The organism is Autumnicola aciditolerans, assembly GCF_041679265.1.
Taxonomy (GTDB): Bacteria; Bacteroidota; Bacteroidia; order Flavobacteriales; family Flavobacteriaceae; genus Autumnicola.
The window spans coordinates 71,343-82,805 of sequence record NZ_JBGFSM010000016.1; the positions used below are offsets into that span (position 1 = coordinate 71,343).

At 38.6% G+C, this 11,463-nt stretch carries 10 protein-coding genes; 6 read left to right on the forward strand and 4 right to left on the reverse strand.

From position 1 onward, the window contains the following. The first annotated feature begins 4 nt into the window (after positions 1 to 4). Positions 5 to 2,887 (forward strand): M16 family metallopeptidase, encoded by a 2,883-nt coding sequence (locus AB8M93_RS15890; RefSeq protein WP_373059476.1) that lies wholly within the window; start codon positions 5 to 7, stop codon positions 2,885 to 2,887. Between the two features lie 59 nt (positions 2,888 to 2,946). Here AB8M93_RS15890 and AB8M93_RS15895 read toward each other — a convergent pair whose 3' ends face one another. The 3 genes from AB8M93_RS15895 to AB8M93_RS15905 form a co-directional block, all read right to left on the reverse strand. Continuing rightward, positions 2,947 to 3,234: a DUF6520 family protein gene (locus AB8M93_RS15895; protein WP_373059478.1), complete on the reverse strand. Its 288-nt coding sequence runs from the start codon at positions 3,232 to 3,234 to the stop codon at positions 2,947 to 2,949. 152 nt (positions 3,235 to 3,386) lie between these two features. Next, positions 3,387 to 4,298: an AraC family transcriptional regulator gene (locus tag AB8M93_RS15900; protein WP_373059480.1), complete on the reverse strand. Its 912-nt coding sequence runs from the start codon at positions 4,296 to 4,298 to the stop codon at positions 3,387 to 3,389. 18 nt (positions 4,299 to 4,316) lie between these two features. Continuing rightward, positions 4,317 to 4,685: a DUF7793 family protein gene (locus AB8M93_RS15905; RefSeq protein ID WP_373059482.1), complete on the reverse strand. Its 369-nt coding sequence runs from the start codon at positions 4,683 to 4,685 to the stop codon at positions 4,317 to 4,319. A 212-nt stretch (positions 4,686 to 4,897) separates the two neighbouring features. Here AB8M93_RS15905 and AB8M93_RS15910 point away from each other — a divergent pair, with 212 nt between their 5' ends. The 5 genes from AB8M93_RS15910 (at position 4,898) to AB8M93_RS15930 (ending at position 10,188) form a co-directional block, all read left to right on the forward strand. Continuing rightward, positions 4,898 to 7,306 carry an aminotransferase class I/II-fold pyridoxal phosphate-dependent enzyme gene (locus AB8M93_RS15910; RefSeq protein ID WP_373059484.1) on the forward strand — a complete coding sequence of 803 codons (2,409 nt, stop codon included), beginning with the start codon at positions 4,898 to 4,900 and terminating at the stop codon, positions 7,304 to 7,306. A gap of 96 nt (positions 7,307 to 7,402) precedes the next feature. Next, positions 7,403 to 8,236 carry an RteC domain-containing protein gene (locus AB8M93_RS15915; protein WP_373059486.1) on the forward strand — a complete coding sequence of 278 codons (834 nt, stop codon included), beginning with the start codon at positions 7,403 to 7,405 and terminating at the stop codon, positions 8,234 to 8,236. 287 nt (positions 8,237 to 8,523) lie between these two features. Further along, the gene (locus tag AB8M93_RS15920; RefSeq protein WP_373059488.1) at positions 8,524 to 8,814 is read left to right on the forward strand and encodes a helix-turn-helix domain-containing protein; all 291 of its coding nucleotides are present in this window, start codon (positions 8,524 to 8,526) and stop codon (positions 8,812 to 8,814) included. Then, the gene (locus AB8M93_RS15925) at positions 8,811 to 9,542 is read left to right on the forward strand and encodes a hypothetical protein (protein WP_373059490.1); all 732 of its coding nucleotides are present in this window, start codon (positions 8,811 to 8,813) and stop codon (positions 9,540 to 9,542) included. The genes AB8M93_RS15920 and AB8M93_RS15925 overlap by 4 nt, the downstream gene beginning before the upstream one ends. Then, positions 9,526 to 10,188: a P-loop NTPase family protein gene (locus tag AB8M93_RS15930; RefSeq protein WP_373059492.1), complete on the forward strand. Its 663-nt coding sequence runs from the start codon at positions 9,526 to 9,528 to the stop codon at positions 10,186 to 10,188. The genes AB8M93_RS15925 and AB8M93_RS15930 overlap by 17 nt, the downstream gene beginning before the upstream one ends. A gap of 354 nt (positions 10,189 to 10,542) precedes the next feature. Here the strand turns inward: AB8M93_RS15930 and AB8M93_RS15935 are convergent, their stop codons facing one another. After that, a complete protein-coding gene (locus tag AB8M93_RS15935) occupies positions 10,543 to 11,433 on the reverse strand; it encodes an outer membrane beta-barrel protein (RefSeq protein WP_373059494.1) in 891 nt (296 codons plus the stop codon). Between the last annotated feature and the right edge of the window lie 30 nt (positions 11,434 to 11,463).

Here is an 11,463-nt window from a genome sequence, read left to right on the forward strand (position 1 = left end):
CCAGATGATGAAACTTTACTTTAGGATATTTCTACTTTCCTGTACATTACTCATTGCGATTAACTCTAACGGGCAAATACCGAAAGATAAATCTGAACCGGACAAAATAGATAAAAGCATCATTCATGGTACCTTAAGAAATGGTTTTACCTATTATATAAAGCCTCTAAAAGGGGGTGGGGAACAATTAAAAATGACCTTTATGATAAAAGTAGGATCTAATTATGAGGAACCTCATGAAACGGATTTTGCACATCATCTTGAACATCTAGCTTTTAGAGAAACTATTAATTTCCCGGAAGGTTTAAAAAGTAATTCTTCTTTATTGTCTAATTTAAATATGAGCCCCCGTGATGTAAGAGGAAAAACGGGAGGTGAAGTGACGTTGTATTATTTTGATCTTCAGAAAGCCAATATGGAAGCCGCAAATACAGGACTTAAATGGTTTAAGGATATTGCAAATAACCTTGATTTATCACGAGAAAATATTGATAGGGAAAGAGGAGTATTGTTACAGGAATATTTGGCGGGTGAGTCAAGCCGTGCAAGTCGTGATGCTGAGAACCAGTTGGATAATGAACTTTTTCCATGTATAAAAGATAAGGGCAATTTTATAACACATAATAAATCTTTTCCATTTAAAGATTTACAACATTTTTATAAAAGATGGTACAAACCGGACCGCATGGCAGTTAGTATAGTGGGTAAAATTGAAAATGTTGAACTGATGGAGAAATTAGTTATTGAAAGATTTAATGATTTGAAGCAAAATAAAGGCTCTTCAAGACAGGAAGATTGTGGTGAAAAATATTTTAATGGAAAAAATGGTTTTGCCGTGGTAAAAAGTGATTCGAATTCACTTCATAATGCTTTCGGAAAGCCTATAACCATTAACCTATATTTTCGGGATCCCAAAACCTGGCAAACTCGCACTAAATGGGAAGGTGTTGAAAAAAGAATCACCCTGGAATTAATCACCAATATTATTAACCATCGATTTTATGAAGCCGCTGAAGTGTATAATAACATTGTAAACCAATTCAGTATCCACACCATAGAAAGAAAAACTAAGAATGCAGGTAAGCCGGAAAGTGCTTTAAAAATCAATATAAGGACCGGACTTGGTGATGATGTAGAAGGCGTAAAAAAAACAATTTATATTCTTAAACAGTTAGAAAAGTATGGTATAAAGAAAAAAGAACTGGACAAGGCCGTATCTGATTTTCTTCATGATTATGATGTTAATCCTGACCGAAATCTTGAATATTGGCAAGAACAAATAAAAGCTCATTTTGTTTATAAAGAGGTCTTGCCTAAGGAGAAGCAATTGAGGATTAATAATTATCTAAAAAAGCTTTCCGTAGATGAGGTCAATAATGTTGTAACTGAACTACTTTCAGGGATGCCAAAGGATATCGGGTTGATTATTCCGGAAGACCATAGCACGATCTTTGAATCTGAAAAAAAGCTAAGACAAGTAATAAGGGATGCCCACAAAAAACCTGTTTCAGAATATAATTCTTCTCCTGCCCCTGATAAATTGCTCAGTAAAAAAGAAGTTGGTTCTTTGGAGGAAAAAAACATATTAAAAGTAGACAATGAAGACAATACTTTCCAGGAGTACTTATTGGAAAACGGGGTCAAAGTCGTGCTACAACCTTTAAACGGAACTGCTGGTGAAGAAAATATGGTATTGCACGGATTCAAACCAATTGGTGCATCTTGTTTGGCCCCTGAACTTTATTATTCGGCAATGTTTTCCCCCTCCATTGTTGAAAATGCAGGATTGGGGAGGTTTACAAAGTTTGATCTTAAAAGGTTCTATTGTAATTCCAATTCCCTGCAAATGGGAATTTCGTCATATCTTAAATTTGATGAAGCAGGAATAAAGGGAAATGTTATAAAAGGAGAATTGGAGGAATTTTTACAAGTGGTGTATTTGTATTTTTCTAAACCTCGAAAAGATTCGTTAGCATTTACAGATTGGAAAAAAAGCAATCTTAACTATACAGCAATTTCTATTAACCCGGTAAATGATTTAATAGATGCTTTAAATCAACTTTCCAGGGATTACTCCACTTTACCTCATGCTTCTAAAAGGACTGAAGCAATTAAAGCAGTTGATTTTGAAGAATCTTATAAGGCTTATAACTATTTCTTTGGCAACGCTAAAGACTATACTTTTATAATAACCGGAAATTTTGAAAAAGAAAAAATACTCCCCCTACTAAATAAATATTTGGGAAATCTTCCTGTAAAAGAAAGCATTTATTGCAATAGTAGACATTATCCTTTAGTCAATAAGCCGGAAACTATTTCTTTAAAGATGGAACCTTCAGATCTATATGAAACTCAGAATTCTTTTTATGGATTAGTTTTCACAGCATTGGCTAATAAGCCTGTAGATTGGCAGGAAGAACTTGAAGTAAAGATTTTGGGAATGGTGGCAGACAGGTTATTATTTGGTCTTCGTGCTGACAAAAATCTTTCACTATATTATTTTGCGGCTGATGGCCGGTACAACAGATCTCTTAACCGGTTTGAAATAAAATTTCGTTATAACTGCGTACCGGAAGAATTACCAAAAATTAAAGATTCAACAACGCAAATCATCAATGAGTTAAAAAAAGGATCCTTTCCAAAAGAGGTGCTGGAGAATGTGATCAAGGAGTTGCTAATGCGATTTAAACAAACTGACCAGGAACAGCCTTCAGAAAAGTCAGAGAGTCTATATAGCCTTATCAGGTATGGTGAGGAAATGATAGATGAACGGGTCAGGGAAAATTTTTTAAAATCTTTCACCGCCAACCAAGTTCAAAACACAGCTGAGCGGATATTTCAGGAGGGCAGTTCATATGAACTTGTCATGGAGAACAAAAAAGAATAGAGCGTGAATAAAAAAGCTTCCCGGAATAGCCGGGAAGCACTTAATAAGTCAATTATAGCCTACTGTAGATTAATAACATTAGGATTCTCGGAAGTGCTTGATTTTAATGTACTTTGATCCATTTGATCGTACACATCATATACCAGTCCACTATCTCCAAGTTTAACTCTACAGGTCTCATCTCCGGGTTCACAATCCTGTTCCGGGATAGCTTGCCAGCTGCCATTTAATATTATAAAATCCTGCACCTGCAATTTCGGTTCAGGTTTTACATCTACGGTGGCAAAGGCCATTCCTATGGCAAAAACAATTGCCAGCATCGGTAATATTAATTTTCGAATATTCATAATAGTAAATTTTATTATTAAACATATGCCTACTTTTTGTAAGGCTAGGCTTCACCTGCGTTCCTGCGCAAAAACGATGACATAAAGTTCTTTAATTTATGTCCCGGGCCTTTGCCTTTGGTAAGTTTAATTTTGCCTTTGCAGTTTTTTATTCAGGATTTTCTAACCTCGGAGGGATTGAATCCAAACTCTTTTTTAAAAGATCTTGAAAAATGAGAAAAGCTTTTAAAACCGCATTCTTCAGCAATTTCATTTATTGGAGTGCTGGTTTCCTGGATTAATAAATATGCTTTTTCCAACCGCTTTCGTAAATGGTAAGCATAAATAGAATCCCCGTACACACGCTTAAAAATATTTTTGATTTTACTTGGGCTACCACCAACCTCAGCTGCGATAACTGGTAGCTTTTGCAGTTTGCGATCCAGTCTTTCCAAAACGTATTTATGAAGTTTTCTTACTAAATGCCGCTGATCCTGTAGCAACAGACTTCTGTATGTGCTCGGGTATTTAAAGGTTCCTCGCTTCTGGTCCCTAAGCTCATTCTTCATTTTCTCATTATAGTAAACAGCCTTGAATACCGATAAGGTATAGGTTTTTTTTCCAGAAGAAATCATTTGATGCAGGTAACCATAGCCTGTCCAAAGAAAACCGCTATGATGCCTGAATTCTACATGAAATGGCATTTTCTTATCTATAGCATGTTCCAGATAAATGTCTTTGGGTAGATTGGTTTCTTCGCTTAAAAGAACTACCAAAGGTTTGTTTAACAATTCTTCTTCAGAGTATCTCAGTACATCTCCAACATTGTCAGAATACGAAGTGATATGTAGATTATCATCAAGATTCAGAACAATATTTTCAATTACTTCTTTACTTTTTTCAAGATTGATTTGGTGAACCGCGGTGTCAACTTCTTCCACCATGGTATTCAGGGAGATTACGATTTGTTCCAGTTCATCTTTTTGGTTTCTTAGGGGGAGGGTGTAAGCGTAGTTTCCTAGAGTAATTTCTGTAATAAAATCAAGGATTTCCTGTACCCGGCCCTGGGAGTGAGCACTATACATAACAAGTAGGTTTAAAGGTTACTTAAAATCATAAAGAAACCCGAGGGCTTCCGGGATTGTAGTAAACGCCTGGGTAGGGACAGAAGGATTACTAATATTAATAAAAGCTTTAACTAATGTTCCGGAATATGCTTTATCTATTACAAATGCTACGGCAAGTGCGTTAATACAGCCTTTTTCGGCAAGATATTCCCTTGCAGCTTTACTGGCAGTTTTTAGAAGCCTGATGTCGCATAGAATGGGATAGGGTATATCATTTTGAAAACGCAAGCGGGTTTTTACAACCGCCTTTGCAGCGTCCAGGTCGATTATTATATTCGGTTTATAAACAAAATGTAGAATACCTTCTTCCACCCAAAGGTCTGCATAGTCTTCGCCATTAATCATTGGAGCCTGTTTAATAACCTAAATTTAAAAAAAAATTAATAAGCTTTTCATCGAAATGGAGTACAGAAAATCGTCCTTCAATTGAATTCGATAGCATTTACAGGCATTTGCCTTTAAAATCTGTGATTTGCCTCAGAAGCCATTTTTTTCTGAAGAAGACAGAGGTGTACTTTCTTTTATTAGCTTCATAGAGATAAAAAAAACCTGAGGTTATGGCAAAAATCAGACACAACAATTTATTGGATACCGTAGTGTCGGTAATGACAAATGCTAAAGATTCCGGTGCATTACATTTATATGCAGAAGGAGAATACTTCAATGGCAGGGAAATCCGGATCAAAGGAAAAAAACTTTTTCACTTTGGCACTACCGGGTATCTGGGTCTCGAACAGGATCATCGGCTAAAAGAAGGTGCTACTAAAGCTATAGAAGCTTACGGGACCCAGTTTCCTCTCTCCAAATCCTATGTATCCCATCCTTTATATGCGGAACTGGAAGCCCTGATGTACCAAATTTACGGAAGCCCTGTGGTTATTACCAAAAATAGTACCCTTGGTCATTTAGGAGTTGTGCCTTCTGTGGTAGATGATGGTGACGGCGTTATCCTGGACCACCAGGTGCACTGGAGTGTGCAAAGTGCTGTAAATCCCTTGAAGCTGCGCTCGGTACCGGTAGAGATGATCCGGCATAATAATCTTGAGATGCTGGAGGATAAAATCAGGAAGTTGCAATCAAAATGCAACAAGATTTGGTACATGGCCGATGGGATGTATTCCATGTACGGGGATTATGCCCCTATTGAAGAATTGATGCAGCTCTCTCAAAAATATCCTCAGCTTCACATCTATTTTGATGATGTGCACGGGATGAGCTGGAAAGGTAAAAACGGTAGCGGATATGTTATGAGTGTTTTAAAGGCATTGCCGGACAGGGTGATTCTTTTTGGTACGTTGAGTAAAACATTTGGTGCCAGTGGGGCTGTGATGGTTTGTAACGATAAAAAGATACACCAGAGGATCAAAAATTTTGGTGGGCCATTAACATTTTCAGTTCAGCTAGAACCCGCTGCGGTAGGGGCAGCTATTGCTTCCGCGAAAATTCATTTAAGTGATGAAATATATAGTATGCAGGAGGAGCTTTTCGACAGAATATCCTACTTCAACCAGTGTTTACATGAAACAGATCTTCCTTTAATTACGGATAATGATTCCCCGATATTTTATGTAGGGGCAGGTATGCCGGAAACAGGTTTTAACCTGGTAAACCGTCTTATAAGAGCAGGATACTATGTGAATACCGGGATTTTTCCCGCAGTTCCGGTTAAAAATACGGGCCTGCGGATTACGGTTTCCCGGAGTAATGAAAAAGAAGAAATAAAAGGGCTAGTGGATGCTATTGTAGATAATTTTCCTAAGGCCCTGGAAGATACCCACACCAGTTTAGAGCGTGTCCTTTTCGCCTTTGGAAAATCAGCTAAGAAGATAACCGGGAGCGGTATATCTACATCCAATTTATCCATTGAAACTTATGATTCTATCAACCAGGTGAATCCTGATCTTTGGAATGGAACAGTTGGAAGCCATGGCTTTTATGACTGGGAAGGTCTGAAATCTTTGGAAAGAATATTTAAGTCAAATGAGTTACCTGAACATAATTACCAATTCTTCTACTACCTGGTAAAAGATGAGAATGACAGATGTATTTTGGCGACCTTTTTTTCGTTTGGTTTATGGAAGGAGGATATGCTTGCTCCAAGATCTGTTTCTTTAAAACTGGAAAAAGAAAGGGAGGTAAAACCTTATTATCATACCAGTTCCTGTTTATGTATGGGATCTATGATCACAGAAGGGGAGCATTTATATTTATGCCAGGAAAACCCAAACTGGCAGGAAGCATTTAATCTGTTATTGGAGCGTTTAGAAGTACTGGAGAAAAAATTGCAACCTCAATATCTAATCCTTCGCGACTTTGAGACCAGTAATTTAGGGATAAAAACTTTTCTTCATAACAAGGGGTTTGTCCAGGTTGCCATGCCAGAGGCTGCAGTTTATACCGATTTCAACTGGGAGAACCAGGCAGAATATGTGAATAGTTTAAGCAGGAGTTCCAGGAAACATTTTAGGAAGGAAATTGAAGCTTTTGCAAATGATTTGGAAGTAAAGACGAGTCAGGAATTAACCGTAAAGGAATTGGAAAAGTGTTATGAACTGTATTTAGCAGTGAAGAAAAATAATTTGGGACTTAATACCTTCGATTATCCTTACTCCCTGTTTCAGCACATGAATATATCCCCGCAATGGGAATTTATATTGGTGTATCTAAAAGAACAGGGTATGCCTCTTGTCGGAGTAATGTTTTGCTATAAAAACTCAGCTAACATATATACGCCGGCAGTTGTAGGTATGGATTATGAATTTTCCAGGGAATATAACGTGTACCGACAGCTATTATACCAGACCATAGTGAGGGCAAAGCAAATTGGAAGCAAAAGAATTGATTTTGGATTAACCGCCGGTTTTGAAAAACGGAAAGTAGGGGCCAGCGTTATACCAAAATGTTGCTACATCCAGGCCCGGGATAATTTTGCCATGGAAGCGCTGGATTGGTTACGAAATGATTAATGCCGCTGCTCACATAAAGACCCTGCAAACTCTAAAAAAGGAAAATTGAAGATAGCCCAGCAACGGTTTTACTTGTTTTCTATAAAATCTAACCTGATGTTTGAGGAAACAATATCAATATTTACAGAACAGCTTGATGGAATTTTAAAATCTGCCGAAACTCACCTGAAAAAAGCGGAGAAGGGGATTCCCTTGTGCAATAAAACCCTTTCCACCCTTCAAAATATTGTTGAGAAAGAGGATTTTGAAGATAAAACCGCTGAGATAGATTTTTTCAGAAACATCAAGCCATACCCGATGAGTTACCTTATCTATTTCACCGAGGTAAGGAGCTGTGAGCTCTCTATTCCCAAGGCTGGGAATAATTTTAAGGTGAGGTTCCTGGAGAAGGAAATAAAAAAGATCAATAAATTCTTTACCCAGAATAATGATTTTGTGAACTATATGGAGCAGGATTATAATTACCTTGATCACCAGTATTTCACACGTAGGTTCCGCAACGATTTTCCTTTTGTGCCCACTATAAACTACTACCAGTATCCGGAATTTAGTACTTCCCACGATATGACCTGGGCCATGGTGCAGGCACTCTACCGGTATATTCATTATATCCGGGAAAACTTACAGCGATTACAAACAGGCAATATTGCCCTTTATGCTCCAAAGCAACATAAAGTCATTCTTTGGTCGGGAGCAAAAACCGCCCTTGTTGAACTAATTTATGCATTATATGCAAGCGGTAATATAAATCATGGTGCCGTAGACCTTGCCACCGTAACCTCCTGCTTTGAGGATTTCTTCAATATTAAACTGGATAATGTTTATAAAATATATTCCGAGATCAAAGCAAGAAAGGGAAGTAAAACAAAGTTTCTTGAAGAATTAAGCATAATACTACAGCAAAAAATCAATGCTGATGACTCCCTCTGATTTTTTCGTAACCTCTTCGTAACTACGAAAAACTAAATTCCCCATACGCTTTGTAAAAGTTTCTCATTTTCACCTTTACAGGGATATCATACCCTTTCATTTTCCACCAAATATACTTAAAAATATAGAATGTTAAATTTTCTCATGACTACGAAGTTCATTGGGAAAAATTCTTCCAGATCCTTTACAGCTTTGTAATGAAAATGAAAGTCAAATCAACCCAATCCCGCCGCTTTCAAATGAAGATCGGATTCAGGAAGTGGTGGGATTATTTAAAACAAAGTCTTATGCCAGCAAGTATTATCACCACGGATGATCTTCGGGAGTTTAAAACGGAACTGCTCGAAGAAATTAAAAGTTTATTGGACCAACAATCCTCCGGAACCTTAAAACAATATTTTAAATCTTCGGATGTGATGGAGTTTCTGCAGATCAGTCCCGGTACCCTTCAAAACTTACGTACCAACGGCACCCTGCCTTATACTAAAATTGGCGGTATTATCTATTACGAGGCTGCTGATGTTCAAAAAGCCATGGACCAACACCGCACCCACCACAATTCAGGTTTTCGCAAATGAATTATATCCGTCAGCTTAATGCCGCCTTCGAGCTATTTTATTCAGATGATCGCTTGAATCCTAATCATATCAGCCTTTATATGGCGCTGTTCCAGGAATGGAACAGCAGCCGTTTTGCCGATACGTTTTTTATTAACCGCAGGGAAATGATGAATGCGGCGAAGATTGGTTCTAAAACCAGTTATCACCGGTGTGTGAGGGATCTTGACCAGTGGAAATACCTTGCCTATTTTCCTTCCAATAATCCCTTTAAGGGAAGTAAGATCAGGATGACCATATTTGAGACAGCTGATGAACCGGTTGGGTGGCACTACCGTCCCGGAGCAGGACAGCTTGAGGTATGCAGGAATCCCATAGAGGGACAACCTGCGGACAGCTACCGTCCCAGGGAAAGACAGCTGGTGGTACCTTCTATAAACAATACTAAACAGGAAAACTTTATTAAGGGTAAACGGCCCGCACATCAAAAAGAAGTTATTGAATTTTTTAAAAATCGTTCCTGCGAAAAACAGGAAGCACTAACTTTTTTTAATCACTACCAGGCCGTTGGATGGAAGATGGGTAATGGAAGTGAAATTCTGGACTGGTACAGTGCCGCTGAAAAATGGATTCTCAATCTTCAAAACAGGAGAAAGAATGAACAAGTGTCCCGCTGGGGGACAAGTAGTAGATCCCATTGGGATCACCTTAGAACTACAAAAAACAAAAATTATGACGAACCCCTCTAAAATAATTGAAGGTGGAGTGGAATATTCCCTGGGTGACTTTGATGGTACTACCGTCCACTACGATTTTAACAGAATCCTGATCTACCTTGATGCCAAGGGCAAATTATTATTTGGGAATCATTTTAAAATATATAAAGCGGATCGGCCTGTTTTGCGCAAGCTTTGTGCTTATAAGATCCGTGATGCCCATACCTGCAAAAAATATGGAATCGACCCGGAAAAAGGACTGTTGATAAACGGTCCGGTAGGCTGCGGAAAAACTAGCCTGATGAAACTCCTGCCTCACCTGTTTCCCGACAGGCGCCACTATGAAATGATTCCCAGCCGAAACGTGGTGTTCAGTTTTAACCATATCGGATATAAAACCATTGAAGATTATGGCAATAGTGGATATTTCTGTTTTGACGATCTGGGCGCGGAACCCATCGGCAGCCATTACGGCAAAGATTGTAATGTGCTTGGGGAGGTACTTCTTTCACGCTATGAATTGTACCTGGCCAGTAAAGGAAGAATTAAGACACATGCGACTACCAACCTTAATGCAAAAGAACTGGAAGAGCGTTATGGCGAAAGGGTGCGCAGCAGGATGCGGGAATTATTTAACCTGGTTGGCTTTCCAAAACAGGCTGTAGATAAAAGAATATGATTTTCAATATGTATTTTTTGGCTACAGAATTTACTGTTCATGCAGCCCTCAGGATATAAGGATTTTCCAGGTGCACCAGATAATAGAGAAGAATGGCTTGTTAATAGTAGAATTTTTACCGGCAGCTGTTTTTAAAGGGAATTAAATCTTATTGATGAAAAGGGGGATTTTCCCCCTGTTTTGCTATCCCTTTAAAGTTTAGTTTTGCCGCAGAATTTAATTAGTCTATCTAAAATGACCTTAAAGGGTGGCAGTTGGGGAATGCCACCCTTTTTTAATTTCTGTTAGCCTATTCCATAAAAAAGCCCCTTCATAACTGAAGAGGCTGATTTAGTTTAAAATTATTTCCCCAGTTTAGAACCGGAAGCCGTACCTGATTTTAAGTCCGAAAGCCAGGGTTTTTACTTCATCTACATATGCCGTGGATGCTGTATTACTTGCTGAAGTAAGCAGGCTGTTATTTGTAAAGTTCATGGGATCTTCGGCATTATAAGCAATAATGTCTAGCCCGTCTTTTTCAGGCTTTATGTCCTTTAACCCATAGTCTACAAACACGCCCATGTAGAGCGCCTGGTCATTTTCCAGCATGAATTTCACCCCTGTTTCCAGGTTAAGGATCAAATTGGTTTGAAGCCCAAGGTCAGACTTTGAAGTATTAAGAGCCCCAAAATCCCCGAACCCGGCGAACATCGGCTCGCGGAGCTCCGCATCATACTGCTCATAATACCCGCTGGTGGTCAGCGAAGAAGCCTCTGTTTCATATTCCGATTTAAGCACAAAACCTATCTTTGCACCTGCCGCGGCATAAAACCGGGCAATGTCCCCGGTTTCAAACTGAACTTTTAAAGGCACATTCAGGAAATACGCGTACTGGTTTTCCCCGAAATTTTCCACGCGGTACCTAAACTCAAATTCCTCTCCTTCTGAATCTACCGTGGTATAAGTATCTTCTAAAGAGGAAAGGTAAGCCGAACCTTCTATGTACTGAAGCCCGACACCTGTGCCGATGCTCCAGTTTTCAGAAAGATAATAGGAATAACCTGCTCCAAAACCAAAGCCGTTTTCTATGTCATTTTTATCCTGCAGCACTTCATAATCAAGTTTTGAAAATGCCCCCTCCAGGTAAAAAGACACTTCATTTTTAGACTGGCCATAGGAGTTCCCCATGGCAGCGCAAACCAGCATAGGCAGTAACAGCTTCAAAATTGATTTGCCTCGGTAAGTATTTTTATAATTGAATTTCATTAGATTTTATTTGATGATTTAGGATTAATG